This is a genomic window from Vibrio sp. 10N.222.55.C6 (assembly GCF_041473395.1).
GTDB classification, from domain to species: Bacteria; Pseudomonadota; Gammaproteobacteria; order Enterobacterales; family Vibrionaceae; genus Vibrio; species Vibrio crassostreae_C.
In genome coordinates this window covers 33,678-53,724 of sequence record NZ_JBFRSD010000024.1, presented here as the reverse complement: position 1 = coordinate 53,724, position 20,047 = coordinate 33,678, and the positions used below count along the sequence as shown (strand labels likewise).

At 44.0% G+C, this 20,047-nt stretch carries 16 protein-coding genes; 8 read left to right on the top strand and 8 right to left on the bottom strand.

Translation table 11 applies throughout. From position 1 onward, the window contains the following. Nucleotides 1-256: 256 nt before the first annotated feature. The 5 genes from AB4486_RS15365 to AB4486_RS15345 all read right to left on the bottom strand — a co-directional run bounded on the left by AB4486_RS15365 (nucleotide 257) and on the right by AB4486_RS15345 (nucleotide 5,081). The gene (locus AB4486_RS15365) at nucleotides 257-2,074 is read right to left on the bottom strand and encodes a bifunctional molybdopterin-guanine dinucleotide biosynthesis adaptor protein MobB/molybdopterin molybdotransferase MoeA (protein ID WP_372117629.1); all 1,818 of its coding nucleotides are present in this window, start codon (nucleotides 2,072-2,074) and stop codon (nucleotides 257-259) included. Then, the gene (gene mobA / locus AB4486_RS15360; protein WP_004733776.1) at nucleotides 2,074-2,658 is read right to left on the bottom strand and encodes a molybdenum cofactor guanylyltransferase MobA; all 585 of its coding nucleotides are present in this window, start codon (nucleotides 2,656-2,658) and stop codon (nucleotides 2,074-2,076) included. The genes AB4486_RS15365 and mobA overlap by 1 nt, the downstream gene beginning before the upstream one ends. After that, a complete protein-coding gene (locus AB4486_RS15355) occupies nucleotides 2,636-3,355 on the bottom strand; it encodes an energy-coupling factor ABC transporter ATP-binding protein (protein WP_004733775.1) in 720 nt (239 codons plus the stop codon). Before AB4486_RS15355 ends, mobA begins: the two co-directional genes overlap by 23 nt. A gap of 10 nt (nucleotides 3,356-3,365) precedes the next feature. Beyond that, on the bottom strand, nucleotides 3,366-4,064 hold the full coding sequence (locus AB4486_RS15350) for an ABC transporter permease (protein ID WP_017067174.1): 699 nt from the start codon (nucleotides 4,062-4,064) through the stop codon (nucleotides 3,366-3,368). Between the two features lie 210 nt (nucleotides 4,065-4,274). Continuing rightward, the gene (locus AB4486_RS15345) at nucleotides 4,275-5,081 is read right to left on the bottom strand and encodes a substrate-binding domain-containing protein (protein WP_017059611.1); all 807 of its coding nucleotides are present in this window, start codon (nucleotides 5,079-5,081) and stop codon (nucleotides 4,275-4,277) included. 302 nt (nucleotides 5,082-5,383) lie between these two features. Between AB4486_RS15345 and AB4486_RS15340 the strand changes: the two genes are divergently transcribed. Continuing rightward, nucleotides 5,384-6,847: a sigma-54 dependent transcriptional regulator gene (locus tag AB4486_RS15340; RefSeq protein ID WP_065584417.1), complete on the top strand. Its 1,464-nt coding sequence runs from the start codon at nucleotides 5,384-5,386 to the stop codon at nucleotides 6,845-6,847. Continuing rightward, a complete protein-coding gene (locus AB4486_RS15335; RefSeq protein WP_102333335.1) occupies nucleotides 6,837-8,864 on the top strand; it encodes a cache domain-containing protein in 2,028 nt (675 codons plus the stop codon). The genes AB4486_RS15340 and AB4486_RS15335 overlap by 11 nt, the downstream gene beginning before the upstream one ends. Nucleotides 8,865-9,232: 368 nt before the next feature. Here the strand turns inward: AB4486_RS15335 and AB4486_RS15330 are convergent, their stop codons facing one another. Beyond that, nucleotides 9,233-10,120, bottom strand: coding sequence for a mechanosensitive ion channel family protein (locus tag AB4486_RS15330; RefSeq protein ID WP_017063876.1), 888 nt, complete (start codon nucleotides 10,118-10,120; stop codon nucleotides 9,233-9,235). Nucleotide 10,121: 1 nt separating this feature from the next. Then, nucleotides 10,122-12,467, bottom strand: coding sequence for an ATP-binding protein (locus AB4486_RS15325; protein ID WP_372102755.1), 2,346 nt, complete (start codon nucleotides 12,465-12,467; stop codon nucleotides 10,122-10,124). 462 nt (nucleotides 12,468-12,929) lie between these two features. Between AB4486_RS15325 and AB4486_RS15320 the strand changes: the two genes are divergently transcribed. After that, nucleotides 12,930-14,513: an ABC-F family ATPase gene (locus AB4486_RS15320; RefSeq protein ID WP_009846736.1), complete on the top strand. Its 1,584-nt coding sequence runs from the start codon at nucleotides 12,930-12,932 to the stop codon at nucleotides 14,511-14,513. Nucleotides 14,514-14,735: 222 nt separating this feature from the next. Here AB4486_RS15320 and AB4486_RS15315 read toward each other — a convergent pair whose 3' ends face one another. Further along, complete coding sequence (locus AB4486_RS15315; protein WP_017068189.1) at nucleotides 14,736-15,557, bottom strand: formate dehydrogenase accessory sulfurtransferase FdhD; 822 nt, start codon at nucleotides 15,555-15,557, stop codon at nucleotides 14,736-14,738. Between the two features lie 455 nt (nucleotides 15,558-16,012). Between AB4486_RS15315 and AB4486_RS15310 the strand changes: the two genes are divergently transcribed. The 5 genes from AB4486_RS15310 to AB4486_RS15290 all read left to right on the top strand — a co-directional run bounded on the left by AB4486_RS15310 (nucleotide 16,013) and on the right by AB4486_RS15290 (nucleotide 20,041). Further along, a complete protein-coding gene (locus AB4486_RS15310; RefSeq protein WP_017059618.1) occupies nucleotides 16,013-16,474 on the top strand; it encodes a DUF3305 domain-containing protein in 462 nt (153 codons plus the stop codon). Then, a complete protein-coding gene (locus AB4486_RS15305; protein ID WP_102320204.1) occupies nucleotides 16,464-17,147 on the top strand; it encodes a DUF3306 domain-containing protein in 684 nt (227 codons plus the stop codon). Before AB4486_RS15310 ends, AB4486_RS15305 begins: the two co-directional genes overlap by 11 nt. Nucleotides 17,148-17,446: 299 nt before the next feature. After that, on the top strand, nucleotides 17,447-19,114 hold the full coding sequence (locus AB4486_RS15300) for a 4Fe-4S dicluster domain-containing protein (protein ID WP_372058650.1): 1,668 nt from the start codon (nucleotides 17,447-17,449) through the stop codon (nucleotides 19,112-19,114). A gap of 9 nt (nucleotides 19,115-19,123) precedes the next feature. Then, nucleotides 19,124-19,762, top strand: a complete 639-nt coding sequence (locus tag AB4486_RS15295; protein ID WP_017059621.1) for a molecular chaperone — start codon at nucleotides 19,124-19,126, stop codon at nucleotides 19,760-19,762. A gap of 78 nt (nucleotides 19,763-19,840) precedes the next feature. Further along, complete coding sequence (locus tag AB4486_RS15290) at nucleotides 19,841-20,041, top strand: twin-arginine translocation signal domain-containing protein (protein ID WP_008217926.1); 201 nt, start codon at nucleotides 19,841-19,843, stop codon at nucleotides 20,039-20,041. Nucleotides 20,042-20,047 lie beyond the last annotated feature (6 nt).

The window sequence follows — 20,047 nt, the reverse complement described above, 5'->3', positions numbered from 1 at the left end:
TTGCGCGCACTCTACATAAAAACAGTACGTGGCTCAAGGTTATGATAAGAAATCTTAAGATTATCGTTCTAACGTTTAGCGTAATTTAAGCTATTTGTCTTTTAGGCAACGAACAGGTTGTCTTTCACGAAACGAAAAGAACAAAAAGCCCCTTAACATCGAAAGCTCGATAGAAGGGGCTTCGTCTATGTCTTAGCAATGAGCTTCTAAGTCAATTAAAAAGCAGCTAAGTCAATTTAGGTGTTTGAGCTTTGAATCAAACACGACCTTGCAGAGGAATGATCGTCACTGTCTCGCCAACTTTCACAGTATCAACTGCTGGAGAGATTTCGATTAAGCAGTTCGCTTCACTCATTGAACGCAGAATACCTGAACCTTGCTTGCCCGTTGTTTTCACTTCAAGCACGCCAGATTCATTCATCGAGAACACACCACGGCTAAATTCAGTACGGCCTTGGCGTGAGCGCAGTTGTTCAGTTGCTACAGCATTTGCTTTTACTGGTGTCCAGTTCGTTTGACCTTGAAGCTTGCGGATCGCAGGCTCAACAAAGTTAATGAACGACACCATCACAGCAACAGGGTTACCCGGTAAACCAAAGAACGGCTTGTTCTCAATCTTACCGTAAGCCAATGGGCGACCTGGACGCATGTTGATACGCCAGAAGTTGATTTCACCCAGTTTATCTAACGCAAGCTTGATGTAATCCGCATCACCAACAGACACACCACCAGAAGTCAAAACCATATCGGTTTCAAGCGACGCAGAATGCAGCACATCCATCATCTTCTGCTCATCATCTTCAATGATGCCGTAATCGACGATGTCACAGCCGAGCTTTTGAAGCATGCCGATAATAGTAAAACGATTTGAGTCATAGATAGAGTTTGGTTTTTGCTCGTGCCCCGGCGCTTGAACTTCATCACCCGTAGAGAACACACCCACTTTCACTTTACGCAGAACAGGGCAGGTACCAAAACCTAACGACGCCATCATGCCCATTTCTGGCGCTTCAATGCGTGTGCCACGTGTAAAGACAGGTTGGCCGATTTCTAAATCTTCACCTGCCATACGGACATTTTGTCCAACCGAGATTTTAGCATCAGGGAAGCTAACTTTATCGCCATCTTGGACGGCTTGTTCACGCATCACGACAACATCAACGCCTTCTGGCATTGGTGCGCCGGTCATGATTTTAACTGCTTCACCTTGTTGAACAGTTTGCTCGTAGCTGTGACCAGCCATAACTTCAGCAACCAGTTGGTAACTATCCAGCTCTAAATCTTCACTACGAATTGCGTAGCCGTCCATTGCTGAGTTGGTGTTTTGAGGCACATTGATTGGCGAGATTATATCTTCAGCCAAAACACGACCGTAGCCCTGCAATAGTTCAATACTCTCTGTGAGATCAAGCGCGTCAATGCTATCAACAATCTTTTGTTGGCCTTGAGTAACGGTTAAACCAGCAGGAGAGAACGAATCACAACACACTGCGGGCGTGTTGTCTTTTGAAGACGAACAAGAAGCGGTTTCGCTTATTTTCGAGGAACCGTCAAACGACTGAGCATATTCAATGATGAAATCACGAATCGCTTCTAAGTCACTGATCGCCATTTGTGGCAGTTCGGATTCCACTTGGCTGTCTGCAGCAATGGCAATAATGTTGTCATCGTTCGGGTATAACCAAGGTTTACCGACTTCATCTCTGTGCAATTCAATTTTAGGGAAAGCAATGTTCTTGCAGCCTTCAACCAAAATCAGATCAAGCGTGTTGGTATCGAAACGTGTCAGAAGGTAATCAAAATTAGCTTCGGCTTCTGGCGTTTCTGTCATCATCACGTGACGATTACGCGATGCAATCAGCATTTGGTTTGCGCCCGCTTTACGTAAACGGTAGCTGTCTTTACCCGGCTTATCGACATCAAAATCGTGGTGAGCATGTTTTAACACACCCACTTTTAAACCCGCATTAGTCAGCAGAGGCAGTAACGCTTCAAGTACCGTTGTTTTACCTGTCCCGCTATAAGCAGCAAAGCCCAATAGAGGAAGGTTAGGGCGTTGTTTTGAATCTTTCATTATTGAAGCGTTCCGAATTGGGTGAGTTCTTCTGGCGTGTTCAGATTAACAAAGCAGTTAGGAGAATCGCTAAAATCGACATATTCCGTGACACATTCTTTGTATAACAAGATGATTTTACGATCACCACGCTCCAAAAACGCTTCTAACTTTGGCAGCACACGTTTGTGGAATAGGGTAAATACAGGTTGCTTAAATTCGCCATCATGCGCGACAAGAATGTCACTGTCTTCTTTAACTGCAGAACAAAAACGCTCAACAAGGTCGTCACTGATTTGTGGGCTGTCGCAAGGGACAAAGCCGACCCAGTCTGTGCTCGCGTTTTTAAGGCCAGCATGAATACCGCCCAATGGACCTGGATAGTCAGGGAAAGAATCGGAGACAACCGGAGCAAATGCTTGGTAACTGTCTAAGTTACGGTTGGCATTAATGGTGATGCTGACATCTTGTTGTGACAGCTTGTTTATAACGTATTGAATAAGCGGAGAACCGTTGAGCTCAACAAGTCCTTTATCTTTTCCGCCCATGCGGCTGGCCTGTCCGCCAGCCAAAATAACCCAACTAGTTTGCGTTGGAAGCAGCATAAATATTCTCTTGTGCTTTATCTTTCTGAATAACTTGCAGAAGCGGCGATTCGGTCAAAGTATTGTCTTTGATCCACCATTGCTTCTTACATAAGTCGGTTAACGCGTTAGTTTGGTGACTAGTGATGACTAAACTCGCGCCTCTTTGAAGAAGATCTTCGGCCATTATCACCAATCTTTCAATAGATTCTTTGTCTAAAGAGGCACTTGGTTCATCCATTAGCAAGATTGACGGCTTAAGAATCCAAGCTCGTGCCATTGCAACGCGTTGACGCTCACCACCAGACAACACAGAAATGTGTTCATCTGCCAAGGTTTCTAAACCTACCATTCTCAGCGCATTAATTATTTGAGCTCGCTTATCTTTTTGGCTCTCTTTGTTAAAGCGAATGCCATAAGCGACATTTTGGTACACCGAACCATCAAAAAGATAGGGGGTTTGATGCAGGTAGATAATGTCTTTGAACTTGAGCCTAGGGAATAAGATCTGCTGCCAGCTTTGTGTTGGAGACTGAATGCGGCCAGAGCTTGGCTGAATCAATCCAGACAATATTTTAAGTAGGGTCGTTTTACCCACACCATTATCTCCTTTGAGATAAATGGCATCGTTGGGGCCGATCGACAATTCGGGAATATGGAACAAAACACGCTCTTTGTAGCGCATTGAAATTTGCTGCGTTGTTATTTTTATACTCATGACAGCGTTCCTAAGTTCTTAAATAGCCTTTTCCTCTCACACTGGAAAGGAAAAAGTTAAGGGCTAATGCCAATGCTAATAACACCATACCGAGGGCGACGCCTTGAGCGAATGCGCCTTTGTGGCTTTCCATAGCGATAGCTGTTGGGATGTTTCTTGTCATCCCCATAATGTTGCCACCGACCATCATTGAACAACCAACCTCAGTGACGATACGAGAGAAGGCAGCAATGGTTGCAGCCAACAGAGGAAAACGCGTTTCCCAAATCAAGGTACACGCCACGCGTGTTGTTGATACGCCAAGTGTGCGCGCTGTTTCTACCGCACGGCGGTCACTGGCCTGCAGAGCGCCATGCATCATCGCAACTAGGATAGGGAAACAGATCACCATTTGACCTAGAATCATCGCCTTTTGGGTGAACAGCAATTGCCAATCACCTAACGGGCCAGAGCGAGAAAGCATCATGTACATCAACAAACCGATAACCACAGTAGGGATTGCTTGCAGGGTGTTGATCACTGAAAGCAGAGCCCATTTCCCGGGGAACTCGGTATAAGCCAATAAGAAAGCCATAAGGATTGCAGGAACAATCACCAATGAGATGGCGGACAAAGATACGCTGAAGGATACCGCGACGATTTTCCACAATTCGTGGTCAAAACTCACTAGTAGGTTCATTGCATCAATCGTTGTTTGCCATAGGGTCATGAAGTATCTCGTGTGAATCGATAATAGGTCTTTATCGGTAATGACTGATGTTAATCATAGCTGACACAATATTATTGAGCCTATATTGGCCAGCTATTGTTTCTTTAAATGCTTCAGTTAACTGGTTAGTTAAGCGTAGTGCTAATTGGAATTAGTACTTACAACAAACCATTCTCAGCTTGTTATAAACGAATCTACGCTGACGAAAAACTACTCTGCGCTCGCTACAAACAGCTGTTTGCCATGCAGTTTAAAGTCGTTAATCAGTTTCTGACCTTTAGGGTTAACCAACCAATCACTGAATACTTTCGCTGCTTGGTAGTTAATGCTTGGGTAGCGCTCAGGGTTAACCAGAATCACTTGGTAAGGGTTGAAGAGGTTCTTGTCACCTTGGAAAAGGATTTTTAGATCCAGTTTATTTTGGTAAGCCAACCAAGTACCACGGTCTGTCATGGTGTAGCCTTGCATCTCTGACGCCATGTTCAGAGTAGGGCCCATACCTTGACCAACACTGCGGTAACCACCAAAGTTTGGTTCAATTTTAGTTTGCGCCCAAATGCCCATCTCTTTCTTATGAGTACCAGAGTCGTCGCCACGAGACACAAACGTCACGTTATTAGTCGCGATCGCTTTGAACACATCTGCCACTGCTTTTTGAGATTCAATTTTTGCTGGGTCACTTTGAGGGCCCACAATCACAAAGTCGTTGTACATCAGCTTACGAGGTAAAACGCCGTAGCCTTTTTCTACGAAATTCGCTTCAGCTTTTGGTGCGTGAGTCATTACCAAATCAACATCACCATTTTCGCCCATGCGAAGTGATTTACCGGTACCCGCAGCTAGAACATCAACCTTGATACCAGAATCTTTTTCGAACTCAGGCAATAAGTAGTCCAGTAGACCAGAGTGATAAGTACTTGTGGTTGTCGCCAACTTAATATGAGTGGTGTCTTCCGCGCTGCTAGCCGTGTAACTGACGATAGATAGAGCTGCAATAGTTAGGGGAATTGCTTTCATTATTATTATGTCCATTCTGTTATAAATGAATGACATGCCTTCAATTTTAAAGGGCTCAAAGAGGGCATGTGCATAAGACGCTAATTGTTGTAATTAGAAATCTACACCTTATAAGCAATCTTAATGCCAACAAATAATGCATCAGATTTCATTAAATTGCTGTTATTTCGGACAAAACTGAGTCTTTTACCCCGTTAAAATGAATCAAAACATGAGCTAGGACAAAATGTCGCACATTGTCCCTGTTGGAGAAAAGGTTAATTGGTACACTCTGTCCCAACTTTTCTCACCGGCTAATCATTATGTCTTTACCTAGTTCATCTGCATCCAATCTCAACCCGAACACATTGACTCAGTATCAGGCCTTTTCCGTTTTGGTCGTCGATGATGAATTGGGTATGCAGGCTATCTTAAAGAAAGCACTAGGTAAGTTCTTTGGCAAGGTGTCGAGCGCAGGATCGGTTGAAGAGGCTGAAACGCTGCGTTCGAGCGAACATTTTGATCTGATTGTCCTTGATATCAACCTACCAGGCCGATCTGGCATTGAGTGGGAAGAGGCGTTTAACGACAACGACAAACGCGCCGATGTGATTTTCATGACGGGTTATGCCGATCTAGAGATGACCATATCCGCGCTTAAGCTTGGTGCTTCAGATTTTATTCTTAAGCCGTTCAACCTCGAACAGATGATACAAGCGGTTCTGCGTTGTATGGATAAGCGACTCGACCAAAGAATGCAGTACGCGTTGAAGCGTGATGTGAGTCGTCATATCAAGACTGAACTGATTGGCAATTCAGACAAGACCAAACAACTTAAATTGCTGATCAGTCAATTTGCACCGTCTCGAGCGTCCGTCTTGATAGAAGGTGAGTCGGGTACCGGCAAAGAGCTGGTTGCTCGTGGTGTACATGAAGCCAGTAAACGCACAGGTCCATTTGTGCCAATCAACTGTGGTGCGATTGCTCCAGAGCTTCTAGAAAGTGAACTGTTTGGACATACATCAGGCGCATTTACTGGTGCGAAGAAAAACCGTGAAGGTCTTTTCCGAGTCGCAAGTGGTGGCACCTTGTTCCTTGATGAAATTGGTGAAATGCCACTGCCAATGCAAGCTGCATTGCTACGCGTGTTAGAGCAAAGAACCATTCGTCCAGTCGGTAACGAAAAGGAAATTTCCGTTGACGTACGAGTGGTGGCGGCGACCAACCGAAATCTTCAAGAAGAGGTCGATAAAGGGCACTTCCGCCGCGATCTGTTCTACCGACTCAATGTACTTAAGATTGATGTGGTGCCATTGAGAGAGCGCCCGTCAGACCTGATTGAACTTGTTCCATACTTTACTCGTCTTTTATCGAGCGAGCTTGGCATGCCAGTTCCAAATTGGGCACATGAAGATATCTTGGCGTTGAACGAATACGAATGGCCGGGAAATATTCGTGAACTTAAAAACTTAGTCGAACGATGCATTCTTTTAGACAAGCCACCAGCACACTATTGGCGCGAGATTAATGGTGATCCTGTTCCCGCTAGCATTTCAGTGACGGTGTCACATGGTGCGGAAATGCCAAACTTGAATAATGCAGACGCTGCCGAGGGTTATCCAAACACTTGGACACTCAAAGAAGTAGAAAAATCTCATATAGAACAGCTGGTTAGTTTTCATGATGGCAATAAATCGGCAGCTGCAAGAGATCTTGGCGTCGCACGTAAAACGCTAGAGCGTAAGTACAAAGATTGGAACACAGAAGGCTCTGAATATGCCGATTAGACGTCGTTGGTGGTCAAAGTGGGCGTTCCGATTCAAAACCATGGTTCGCTACCGATTATTATTCCTAACATCAGCTCCGATCATTCTGACCTTGTGCGCGCTTGTGGCTATCACACTGTATTGGTCAATACGTTACACGTGGCAGGGCGCTCTGATTGATGTTGATGAACGCTTGGATGTTGCCGATAACAGTATTCACCTGATCCAAAATCAGCAAGCATACAACGTTCGTGCGTTCGCCGAGTCTTATAACTTTCGAACCAAACTCGCGAGTGATCTTTCACACGAAGAGCTAACTCGCTGGGTGTCTGAGAACAAATCTCGCTATGAGCTCGATTTTCTGCGCTGGCGCAGTGTCGAGAGCATGGAAAAGAAACTCGAATATCTAAACTTAACTCACAAGCCTTCATTTTTCAGTGTCTTAAGCCGTAATGAACTCAATTATCTCGATCGTGACCTCGCTAAAAAAGCGGAAGTTCCGATGCTCAACGGGCAAGAGGTCGAGACTCGCGGATTGGTAAGCCGAACCGTTGTATCCATCAAAGATGAACATGATCATGTGATTGGTTTTCTGGATGGTGGGATCTTACTGAATAACAGTACTCAACTTGTTGACCAAATCAGTAACCTTATCTATCCACAACGAGAAGGTTTTAATCGTCATATAGGAACGGTCACGGTTTTCCTTGATGATCTTCGTGTTAGCACCAACGTGCCTTTGAGCAGTGAAGACAGTGTAGGGCGCGCCATTGGTACACGTGTTTCTCACGAGGTTCACTCGAAAGTCTTGAATGAAGGTAAAGAGTGGCTAGATCGAGCGTATGTTTACGATGCTTGGTACATCACAGCTTACCAACCAATCCATGACCAGTTTAATAATGTGATTGGTATGCTTTACACCGGTTATTTGATTTGGCCGCTGATAGAAACGTACTTAACCAACCTTGGCGAAATTAGCATTACCATTGTGTTGCTTCTGTTGGCATCCGGTTTGATCGTTCACCGTGGCGCACGTGATCTTTTCAACCCAATCGAACGCATTCATAAAGTGGTGAAGCTAGTACAGATGGGGCAAGACAAGCGAATTGGTACGCTAGGTTTGGATGATCAACACGAACTGACACTGCTCGCTAAACAGTTCGATAAGATGTTGGATCTACTGCACGAGCGTAATCAAGAGATTCAACAAGCGGCGTCTGAACTAGAGTGCAAAGTGCATTCTCGTACCGCGAGTTTGAAAGAGAAAACTGAAGAACTTGAACTGCACATCAAGCTTCTCAATCAAGCCAGAGATAAGCTGGTGGTCAATGAAAAACTGGCCGCGTTAGGTGAATTAACGGCAGGTATTGCTCATGAGATCAATAATCCAACCGCCGTGATTCTTGGCAACGTTGAACTGATGAAGTTTGAACTGGGCGATGAAGTGAGCCGTGTAGATGAGGAAGTCCACGCGATCATGGAGCAGATTGACCGAATTCGAAATATCACACGAAGCCTGCTTCAATACAGCCGTCACGGCGGCGTACAAGACGAAATTACGTGGCAACATATCAACCCAATAGTGGATGAAAGTATTACGCTCGTAAAAACAGGTGCGAAGAAGAAAGGCATTGTGTACGTATCGCAGCTGAACGCTAAAACCTCAGTCGAGGTCAATCGAAACCAATTGCTACAGATTCTGGTTAACCTACAAATGAACGCGATTCATGCAATGGACGGTCAGGGCACGTTAACCATTTCGAGTGAAGACTGGGTTGAAAATGGTGTGTCTCATGGCGCTATCGTTCATGTTCAAGATGAAGGCTGCGGTATTAAGGAAGAACAACTGAAACGTATCTTCTCGCCTTTCTATACCACCAAACGAGATGGCACGGGCTTAGGGTTGTCAGTATCTCAGAGTATCTTGAGCCAAACTGGCGGCGAGATCCGAGTTGAATCTGAGGTAGGTAAGGGAAGTTGCTTTAGTATCTATCTTCAACAGAAAGCGACACCTCAATTGCTTGTATCAAACCTATAAGTTCTAAGAACTCATTCACTGATATTATCATCTGATAATATTTCTAACGCGCTTGGGCTATTACACGAACGTTTTAGCCCAAGCACGAAAATTCCGCACTACTAATCTATCGCAAACCAAATCTCAACTCGCTGCAAATGAGGTACTCCAAGCCTCACAATCGCTCGCAGAAGACAGTCAGAAAATGGCGAACACTACAGAACACCTTACTGAGCAATTGAAATACTTTAAGGTTTAGCATCAATAGGACTATTAGCTTAAAGATAAAAAGCTCATAAAAAACACCTCCGCACTTGCGATAAGTTCGGAGGTGTTTTTATTTATGGCTAGTCATTTGCTATAAGCAACAAACGTCTAAAGCATCAAGCCTAATGCGCCGCTACTGAAATTTTCGGTGGGTTGATGTTGTGCTTCTTAAACTCTTTCATCACACGCAAAGTAATGTCGGTTTCAAACAGCTTCTCATACGCAGTATCCACAACGTAAGCCTTACAAGTTAGCTGTATTGCTAGGTAGTTATCGGTAATCGTCTGTTTAACCAAAACCGTTACAGGTTTCGGCAAGTGGATATAACGACTTGAAGACGCCGCTTCTTGAATCAGATCGCGGGCTAGGGTGATGTCTTCATCCATACCAACGTAAAACGGAATCACCACCTGCATGTCCAACGCACCGTAGTTACCACTGGTGGTCACTTCATTTAAGAACTTGTTGTTAGGAATGGTAATGATGTCATCGTTCAGCGTTCTCATTCGCACTGAACGCAAACCGATGGTAATGATATCTCCGTAGTTGCCTTCGAACGTGACGCGGTCACCAACTTGAAAGGGTCTATCAATCATTACCGTGATGCCCGCGATGAATGAAGCTGCCAAATCTTTAAGCGCAAAGCCGACTGACACGGCGAGTGTACCACCAATCAAAGCCAGTATTTGGTCGTTGATTCTAAAGCTCATCATGAACACGATAAGACCGGTGCTCACATAGATGAAGAACTGAGTAAACGACTGCAGTTTTTGTAGTAGCATTCGATATTGCACGAACTGACTACCAAAGCTGGTCACTAACGAGTTGATGAACTTAAGCAATAACCACATCGCAGCAATAACGATCATGGAGAAGAACACGCCGCTCCATCGCACAAGGCTCGCTATTTTAGATATGTTTTCTACGTTAGCTAACTCTTCCGTCGCAAAGGTCGGGAAACTGACAGCACTTGCCAAGCCAACAAATAGTAGGATAAATAACTTCTTCATTTTACTTCACCAGTAGATGTTGACGGTCGAGAACGTTCGTAATATGGCGGAACCAGTGCTCAGAAATCCGAGCCTTTTCTTCATGCCAACCAATATAACCACGGCTTTCAAAGTAACGCAGAATCCCCGTTATCTCTGCCGTGCTCAGCTGTGTACATTCAGACAATACTTCCGGAGAAGCGATTTCCAGTTGTACGATAGAACGAAGTACAGCCAGCATAGGTTTCGGCATATTTTCCAGCTCCTGGGCTTCAGGAACATGGAACAGACGCACCACGGCTTGATCTGTCTCTTTGTTTCGGTTCAAAGAGAGTCGGAAGAAACGCAGCGCAACGGTAGGGTTGCCATCAGAATAGTGCCACAAAATTCGATAGAAACCTTGGCGTGCACGTTCTTCTTCACTCATATCATCTTGGTCCCATTGCTTAGGGACTACTAAACCATCAAAAGACAACGGCTTCTCAAGCTCCGTATTGATACGGCTATTTAGAAGTTCACCCACTTGTTTCTCTGTCCAACGCGGAAGGAAACACACCAAGTCAAACAGCAAACGTTCGCCACGCGCTCTATCCACAAATCGCCAGCTTGATTTGGCGATCGATATCACGACACGGTGGTTCTTTTTAGAACGACGCAGAAGGTTGGTCAAACGAATCAAATCAGACAGGCCACCGACCATTGGTTGCACCAGTCGTTGTGCGTTATCAATCGCGATAAGGTAAGTGGTATTGCTCTTACGAAGATGCGCTAATATTTGAATTTCAGTCGCTTCTTCGTCCAAGCCAATGCTCACGGCTAAATGCGCTAAAAGCTCTTGGTAACCCGCATAAGGGCAACTCACGTATACAGGCTCAGCGTTAGAGACTTTGTGCAGTAAGGTATATAGCAGCGTTGTCGCGCCGACACCACGTTCGCCAGACACAATACAGATAGCCGGGCTGTCTGACATTAAGTAGCGTGATAACTGCTTAATTTCATCTCCCGCGTAATCTATCAACGTACTGTCGATATTACCCGGAAGAATGTATTCATAGGTTTGATCGCCTTTGATTCGAACCAAGTTTTGCTGATTCTTATCAAGGTCAGACTGTTTAGCAACTTCAATTCTAAATAGATAAGCTAAGGCCTGGCTAAACAAAGTGTAATTGGATAGCAGGGCCATAATTCGATGTTGAAAGTTGTAAACACTCAACCACACGATGCCAATGGCCGTCGCCAATATATTAAGTAAGAAGGTATCCTTGCGGTTTACTGCCCAATTCACCCAAACCGGGCGATCAGAGATGTGTTGCAACGTATTGAAGACCTTCGCTCTCCATAGTCTGAGAACTGAGATCGTGACCAGCACAAACCAGAAAAACAGAGCGCTGTAAATCCAGCTGTAAATCGTACCTTTGCCTAGCGTAATACTTGATATCTGGAGAATCACACCCGCAACGATGAAGCTCCACACGTAACGACGAATAGTCGATAGGCGTAGTACTATCACTTCTTGATTTGATGTACGACCTAAACGGTAGGCAAATTCCAAAATAAAGCTGATGGCAATCGAACCACCTAGAATCCACCAAGTGAAGATCTCCAGGAAAATCAAATGTTGAAGACTAGGGATACTAGAAAGCACTCTCAATGACAATGTGATGGCAATTAGCCAAGCAATCGCACGATCAGCGCGGCTGATATACCAAATCACGCGAACCAGAAAAGGAGGGTTCGTTTTCGCTTCAAGAAAGTTAATTCGAAACAGTTCAATCAAGCGGGTGCTGTTGGCAAGCCACCACACTAAACCGAAGTAGATGAATAACACTTTTAGTGAGGCACCAATCACTGGCACTGGCGAAATAAAGATGTCTTTAACAAGCGCTTTAAAGCTACGAATTTGGAAATAAACAAGATACTCAATGTTGAGCTTGGTTAATTCCCACTCTTGCTTAAATTGAGTTACGCCGTAGGGGCCAAAACCCGTTAGGCGCTCTTTATTAGCGGAATTCGTCTGCTCTAACAGGTGTTGCTTGCTCACATTCAAGCTATTCAAAGTGACGTAACTGGTTTGAACGGCAAACCATTGATCGGCGTCGTTGTTCGCTCTGTAGGCTTTTATCTGTTGCTCGAAGGTTTTGATTTCCTGCTTTTGAACTTGTAGCACTTCAGCGAGCAATATATTGACTTGGCGTCTGTCCGACGGTTCCATAAAGAGGGGGTCGGGTAACGAATCAATTCGATCATCGAGATCAACAGCAGAATCGGATACCTGCGGCTGAGATTGTAAGTCATATTCCAAGTTGGCATGACTAGGCCAAGAGAGAATGGCCAAAGTGAGGATTAAGAAGCGCGATAGTGAACGCATAAAAGTCTCTTAGAATTATGAGGTTAGGATTACTATAGTTAGATAATCTGACTTTGTGAAATCCAACCCCGTGTCGGGGGCGAGTACTTTATTCCTGTTTCGAGCGATTTTGTCATGAAATTGTCAGGGATTAGGCTAGTATTTGAGCATCTTTATTATGTCTTCTGTTGCGTTGATCGGGTTGGCTTTTACTGTGACCAATCAGCATACGATATATTCAATGGTTGGCATGATTTGGGACGTTATATACCGCCCATTATGGTGCGCTGTTCGATATTTTGTTTTTCCTTAAAATCGACGGTTTTACGGCGATAAATAGAAAACCAAAAATGTGAGTCAGTTCAAACTATGATTTGGCTAGGTTATCACTCACTTAATGGCCAGTAATTGCAATCAATACTTGCAGTTAAAGCCCTGAACAAGTAACGTTGCGGCGTTTTTCACATTAAAAAGGTAATGGCATTGATCTCCACAGCAAATATCACCCAACAATTCGGCGCTAAGCCACTTTTCGAAAATATTTCAGTTAAGTTCGGCGAAGGCAACCGCTACGGTTTAATCGGCGCGAATGGCTGTGGTAAATCGACGTTCATGAAGATCCTATCTGGTGAACTTGAGCCAAGTGCTGGTAACGTAAGCTACGATCCAAACGAGCGCGTTGCTAAGCTAAACCAAGACCAGTTTGCTTACGAAGAATTCACGGTAATCGACACGGTTATCATGGGTCACAAAGAGCTTTGGGCTATTAAGCAAGAGCGTGACCGCATTTACTCTTTGCCAGAAATGAGCGAAGAAGACGGCATGAAAGTGGCTGACCTTGAAGTTCAGTTCGCTGAAATGGACGGTTACATGGCAGAAGCTAAAGCTGGTGAGCTTCTTCTAGCGGTAGGTATTGAAGAATCAATGCACTTCGGTCTGATGAGCGAAGTAGCACCGGGTTGGAAACTTCGTGTTCTATTGTCTCAAGTACTGTTTGCAGACCCGCATATCATGCTTCTTGACGAACCAACGAACAACCTGGACATGGACACCATCAAGTGGTTGGAAGACACGCTAAACCAACGTAACTGCACAATGATCATCATTTCGCACGACCGTCACTTCCTAAACTCTGTTTGTACACACATGGCTGACCTTGATTATGGCGAACTTCGTCTATTCCCAGGTAACTACGATGAGTACATGACGGCTGCGACTCAAGCTCGTGAGCGTCTACTGTCTGACAACGCTAAGAAGAAAGCACAAATTGCTGAACTTCAAACGTTCGTATCTCGTTTCTCTGCTAACGCATCTAAAGCGAAGCAAGCAACGTCACGTGCTAAGCAGATCGATAAGATCCAACTAGACGAAGTTAAAGCGTCTAGCCGTCAAAACCCATTCATCCGTTTCGAACAGTCTAAAGAGCTATTCCGTAACGCACTTGTGGTTGAAAACCTATCTCAAGGTTTTGAAGAAGACCTATACAACAAGTTCGACGGTATTTTCGAAGTAGGTGAGCGTGTTGCTATCATCGGTGAGAACGGTGTGGGTAAAACAACACTACTTAACACACTAGCTGGCGCTCTTGAGCCTCGCACAGGTGAGTACAAGTGGTCTGAAAACTCAAACATCGGTTACTACGCTCAAGATCACGCACACGATTTCGAGACAGACATGAACTTGTTTGATTGGATGAGCCAATGGCGCCAAGAAGGCGAAGACGAGCAAGTTGTTCGTGGCTTCCTAGGTCGTATGCTATTTGGTCAAGACGACATTAAGAAATCTGTAAAGGTTATCTCTGGTGGTGAGCAAGGTCGTATGCTTCTTGGTAAAATCATGATGCATAAACCAAACATCCTGCTAATGGATGAGCCAACAAACCACATGGATATGGAATCTATCGAAGCGCTTAACTTGGCTCTTGAGAACTACAAAGGCACATTGTTCTTCGTATCTCACGACCGTGTATTCGTAGACTCGCTTGCAACTCGTATCCTTGAAATCAAAGATGGCAAGATCAACGATTTCCGCGGTACTTACGCTGAGTTCTTGAAAGCACGCGGCTAAGCTTTAAGTTAGCCTTAGTTTTCAACTCTATGCGTTGGAAATTAAGCTATAAATTGAAAATTAAAAACGCCGTCATACTAAAAAGCATGACGGCGTTTTTGTATCTAGCTAAGTTTCTATGTATTTATCCTTGATGGGTCACTAACTATTTACATCAGAACTTTACAATTAGAAGCGGTTAGTGAATCACCAATCAAACCTACGCTTTTTTCCGACTGCTGATTATTCACCTTTCACATCAAAGTCAATCTTGTCTGCACCCGTGAACACTTGGAAGCGTAAACCTTTAGCGCGAGCAATCGTAGTGATGCCGAACTTCTGCGCTAAATCTAAGCCCATTTGTGTAACGCCAGAGCGTGACAGTAGAACAGGGATTCCCATCTGCGCAACCTTAATCACCATCTCAGACGTTAAACGGCCTGTGGTGTAGAAGATCTTATCTTCACCTGTCTCTTTGTTAAGCCACATCTCACCAGCCAATGTATCAACGGCATTGTGTCGGCCAACATCTTCAACAAACGATAGAACCTTGTCGTCTTTGCAAACAGCACAGCCATGAACCGCACCCGCTTTCTTGTAGGTGTCGTTATAATGAGTCAGCGCTTCTAGAGCCGTATAGATTTCAGATTGCTTAATCTTGGTTTGAGGCACTTGGTAATCTTCCAATTGCTTCATCACGTTGCCATACATGGTACCTTGGCCACAGCCAGAGGTAACTGTCTTCTTCTTAAGCGCTTGCTCAAGTTGGCTCGTATCTTCTTTGGTGATAACCGCTGCTGAGCTGGTTTCCCAGTCGATGATGATTGATTCAACGGCTTCTGGATCAGAAAGGAAGCTTTGGTTTTTCAAATAACCCAAGACTAATGCTTCCGGGCGTGAACCCAATGTCATTAGAGTTACGATCTCTTTCCAGTTCAACATAACGGTAAGAGGGCGCTCGCACGCAATTTGTTTCGTTAGCTTTTCGCCATATTCATCAAACACTTCAACTTCGATGGTCTGAAGTGGGTTTTCACTGGTTTTTATTATGTTTGGTTTTACCACAGTCATTTCCTACTTAATGAGATAGCGATTTTATGAGATAAGAAGTCAACAAGAGCAATAAGGCTCTCATTCATTAATGCGCTAGTTTGTTGATTCGCTATGGCCTAGATTTCGATTATCGTTCTCGAACATGCCATAGATCTGTGAATACATAGCTCTGTGAAGAACATTAGCGAATTAGCTAAAGCAAATCTTATTCCAAAATAACGGGGATTGATGGAAACATGAAGCATTAGATTAAAATAGCGCAAAATATGAGAGTTCACCGGGTGGAGTTGTCTGAAATAACCAGTATCGACTAACGTTATAGTGACAACTTGATAACGAACGCTATAGATACGCTCTCACAGTTAATCCGTATTGGCGTGTTTATTGCTTTATGGGGTGTATATGAATGCACACAGTACAAAATGTCCTAAGTGCATTCAGACCAAAGAAAATCAATTGGGTGAAGTATGTCTGAGATAAAAGAATTCAAAGAACAATATGAAAAAACAGAAGCAGCTTGGCCAATCGGTGTCCAAAGAATAGAGAAAGAGATCAAAACTGGCATTTGGGTAACAACTCAATGGGAACTCATCGGTTTTGAATTATCACCTGAACATGAAACCCCAGACGTATGTTTGCTTCAGTTGCACAAAGACGAACGTACCGACTACCGCTTCAATCTAAGCTCTCAGCAACCTAAGCTATTCTTAGTTATGGATAATGTTGACTCCGGTAAACCTATTATTCAATTACTGACAGCATCACAAACAGTCGCAGGCCAATACATGGACGGAGATAACCAAGTATTGTCTTACGACATGCCATTGCCTGTACAAGCTTGGATGGAAGCATTCATCGGTCGTCATGGCGAGTTATTAGAAGCAAGACGTAAGAAACGTAAAGGCGCGGGTCGATCAAATGGCAACTAACTTTTTTAGCCGTTGGTCTCAACGAAAGCTTGATGAATCAACCGACCAACCTTTAGAAGCGCAACAAACGCTTGAGGAAACTGAGCTTACTTCCACTGAGGCTTCGTCTGCTGCTTCATCTATAGACGCAGAAACATCGGAGTCACTAGAACGTGGAACTTTGGAAAAAGAGTCTCCAGAACACGCTGTCGATTCTCAAACTATTGACTCTCAGGAGATAGCATCAGAAACGACTGAAGACTTGTCTGTTGCTCAATTATTGGTGTCAGAAGCTTCAGAAAGCGTAAAAAAAGCCGCATTACGTAAGTTATTTCTCTCAGAAGAGTTTAACGTACGTGATGGCTTAGACGATTACGATGACGATTACAGTAATTTGAAGTCTCTTTCTGAAGGGGTTGCGGAAACCTTGCGTGATTGGGTTAAAGACAAAACGGAAGAAGAAACTGCGCCAGAAGAAGAGCAAATCATTGATAATAAAGACGAAGGTGAAGTTTTAGAAAATTCTGAAAGCGATCTTGAGGTATCTGATAATAAACTTGAAACGTCAGAAAGTGCCGAAATAACCGAACAAGAAAAAGAACTGTATAAAAACACAGTATCGGATAATAACGCTACAATGTCAGACGAAGCAGACCTGAAAGAGGTGGGACAAAATATACCACACAAAGAATAGGTACATTTTGACTAAACACTCAATGAACCGCTTGCGACAAAATGTCCCAAGCGGTTTTTTTATACGCACAATAAACGTTATATAGGATTAAATCACTGAAATATAAGGCATATTAAATTGGCATGGCATTTGCAAAATAACGTTCATTATCAACTTTTTTGTAGATAGACGAGTTCACGGTCTGACGAACGACACACTGGCTAAAGGGTTAGTTGTTAACGGATTACTCAGCAAGTTCTCTCTCGCTTACTACAATAAAGGTTGAACAGATTATCCATGTCCAAAGATGGAACTGAGCAATGCTTAAACAATTATTAGAACAAGCAAATTCAAATAACGCTAAAGCAAGACTGTATGCATTTGAAAATACAGTTGAGTTAACAAATCTGATTCCACCTACTGTTAGCTACGAAAGCGGCGGTAATACACTTGTTATTGGTCCAACTGCGATCATTGAAAGTGCTGCGGCTCAATTACCTCAGTTAACAAGCCTAACACTGCTTTCGACAGATGGTGTGAAGGCAACGAATACTGAGTCAGAGCTTTACTACGCAAATGCTGTTCAGGTTTCAGGGTTCCTTGGTACGTTCGAAGTTCTAATCGAAAACAAAGGCCGAACCAATAACCTTGCAAAAGTAGCAATCAATCATGACTGTTTTGATGTGGTTTTGGACTTATGTCTGAATAGCTGCATGACTGAAGAAGTGCCTGTTCCCGGTTATTACCCAGTAGGTCGTGGTTATCCAAAACTGGCTGAAGCGTTAGAAGAAATTCCTACGTTAATGGGCACGTTTGATAAGCCTAAGTTCTTCCGTCTAGACACTGACCTTTGTGCACACAGTTCTCGTGGTGTTAAAGGTTGTGAGCGTTGTGTTGATGCTTGTCCTGCTGGTGCACTTTCAAGTGAAGGCTCAGATAAGACGGGTCATAAGATCGAGATTAACCCTTACCTATGTCAAGGCGTGGGTACTTGTGCAACGAGCTGTCCGACAGAAGCTATCTCTTACGCATTACCTAACCCTGACGATACTCAAAAATTCATTGAACGTACGCTAGCTAACTACGAGCAAGCGGGTGGTCTGGATCCAATCGTACTTATCTGTAGCTCACGTCATGAGACTTACAACGTGATGGCTCTTAAAGCGCTACCAGATAACGTGATTCCAATTGTCGTAGAAGAACTGCCATCTATTGGTATCGATACTTGGTTTGCAGCTTTAGTTAATGGCGCAACTCAGGTTCTGTTTGCCGCATCTCGCTTTATGCCAGAAACGATCATTCGTGTTCTGAATAACGAAGTAGGGATTGCTCAAGAACTACTAGATCAAATCGGTATTCCAAAAGAAACCATCGATATTCTGTACTTAGAATCTCTACGTGAATGTCCTCCAACACTTTGTGTGGATTCATTCGACCTTGCACTTGGCGATCTTCAAGGCAACAAGCGCCAACGTCTATTTACAGCACTTGATGCGATGTCTTCAGCTCGTATTCCTGTTGAAAATATTGTTGAGCTTCCGTCAAACGCACCTTACGGCAACGTTTCGTGTGATAGCAAAGATTGTACGTTATGTATGAGCTGTGTGGCTGTGTGTCCGACACGTGCGCTTCATACCGACGGGGCTTCTCCATCACTTAAATTTGTAGAACAAGACTGTATTCAATGTGGCTTGTGTGAAAAGGCATGTCCTGAAAATGTTCTGACTCTTACGCCTCGTATGAACTGGGTAAAAGAAGAACGTCAAAAAGCAGTTGTGATTCATGAAGAGAAAGCTGCGGAATGTGTACGTTGCCATAAACCATTCGCACCTCAGTCTATGATTGACATGTTACAGAACAAGTTACGCGGTCACTCTCACTTTTCAGATGAAGCAGCGATTAATCGTATTGCTATGTGTGAAGACTGCCGTGTGGTGGATATGTTCGATTCAATGGCTCAAGACCCATTGAAACAATTGAAATACTAGGAGTTAGCCTTGGAAACGAATTTGGATCAGGCACAAGAACAGACACTAAGAACTGAGATCTATTTGGTTCTATCCGCACTGTTTCGCAGCGCACCTTCTGAAGAGGTGATCGACTTTCTAAAAACACTCGATATTGAAGCGTCTGAAAGCGCAATGCAAAAGGCTTGGATTGCCATTCAACAAGCGGCAACAGAATCAAACCGTGAAGCTCTTGAAGACGAATATCAAGATTTGTTCATCGGTATTGGGCGTGGAGAAGTCGTTCCATTTGGTTCTTGGCATCGCACTGGCGCCATGATGGAAAAACCATTGGCAGAGATTCGTCATGACTTAGAGCTTTTAGGCATTGAGCGTGACGATCAAGTGAAAGAGCCGGAAGATCATATCGCAGCACTGTGTGAAGTGATGGCGATGCTAACGGCTGAAGAAGAAGCACTGCAACAGGCGGTATTCAATAAGCACCTTGGCCCTTGGTTTAACTCTTTCACGCGTCAGCTTGAAGGGGCAGAAAGCGCGAACTTCTACAAATCGGCCGCTCAACTGTGTGAAGCATTCTTAACGTTAGAACAAGTGCGTTTTAGCGTGAATACAAAAAGCAGTAAGCACAAATTAAAGATTGATGTGAAAAACGTCACTGATTACGAGTAATCGAGCAGTACGCGATTATATCGATAGAGGGGCATTAAGCCTCCAAAAAAAGATCTACCGTAAGGTAAGGAAGCAATGATGAAAGATAATAAAGATATAAATACAAGCCGTAGGGATCTACTCAAAGGCTTGACGACTGCAGCCGTTGCTGGTGCCGTTGTCGCTGGTACAACTAAAGTGGCAACCGCTTCAGAAACTGTTGAAATTTCGAAAGAAGACGTGAAGAAGACAGGGTATCGTGAGACGCAACACATTCGCGATTACTACGACACACTTTAGGAGATA

Coding starts and splice junctions, on each gene's coding strand:
- AB4486_RS15365 (WP_372117629.1), bottom strand. CDS start 2,074: ATGAAAGATTCAAAACAACGCCCTAACCTTCCTCTATTGGGCTTTGCT.
- mobA (WP_004733776.1), bottom strand. CDS start 2,658: ATGCTGCTTCCAACGCAAACTAGTTGGGTTATTTTGGCTGGCGGACAG.
- AB4486_RS15355 (WP_004733775.1), bottom strand. CDS start 3,355: ATGAGTATAAAAATAACAACGCAGCAAATTTCAATGCGCTACAAAGAG.
- AB4486_RS15350 (WP_017067174.1), bottom strand. CDS start 4,064: ATGACCCTATGGCAAACAACGATTGATGCAATGAACCTACTAGTGAGT.
- AB4486_RS15345 (WP_017059611.1), bottom strand. CDS start 5,081: ATGAAAGCAATTCCCCTAACTATTGCAGCTCTATCTATCGTCAGTTAC.
- AB4486_RS15340 (WP_065584417.1), top strand. CDS start 5,384: ATGTCTTTACCTAGTTCATCTGCATCCAATCTCAACCCGAACACATTG.
- AB4486_RS15335 (WP_102333335.1), top strand. CDS start 6,837: ATGCCGATTAGACGTCGTTGGTGGTCAAAGTGGGCGTTCCGATTCAAA.
- AB4486_RS15330 (WP_017063876.1), bottom strand. CDS start 10,120: ATGAAGAAGTTATTTATCCTACTATTTGTTGGCTTGGCAAGTGCTGTC.
- AB4486_RS15325 (WP_372102755.1), bottom strand. CDS start 12,467: ATGCGTTCACTATCGCGCTTCTTAATCCTCACTTTGGCCATTCTCTCT.
- AB4486_RS15310 (WP_017059618.1), top strand. CDS start 16,013: ATGTCTGAGATAAAAGAATTCAAAGAACAATATGAAAAAACAGAAGCA.
- AB4486_RS15305 (WP_102320204.1), top strand. CDS start 16,464: ATGGCAACTAACTTTTTTAGCCGTTGGTCTCAACGAAAGCTTGATGAA.
- AB4486_RS15300 (WP_372058650.1), top strand. CDS start 17,447: ATGCTTAAACAATTATTAGAACAAGCAAATTCAAATAACGCTAAAGCA.
- AB4486_RS15290 (WP_008217926.1), top strand. CDS start 19,841: ATGAAAGATAATAAAGATATAAATACAAGCCGTAGGGATCTACTCAAA.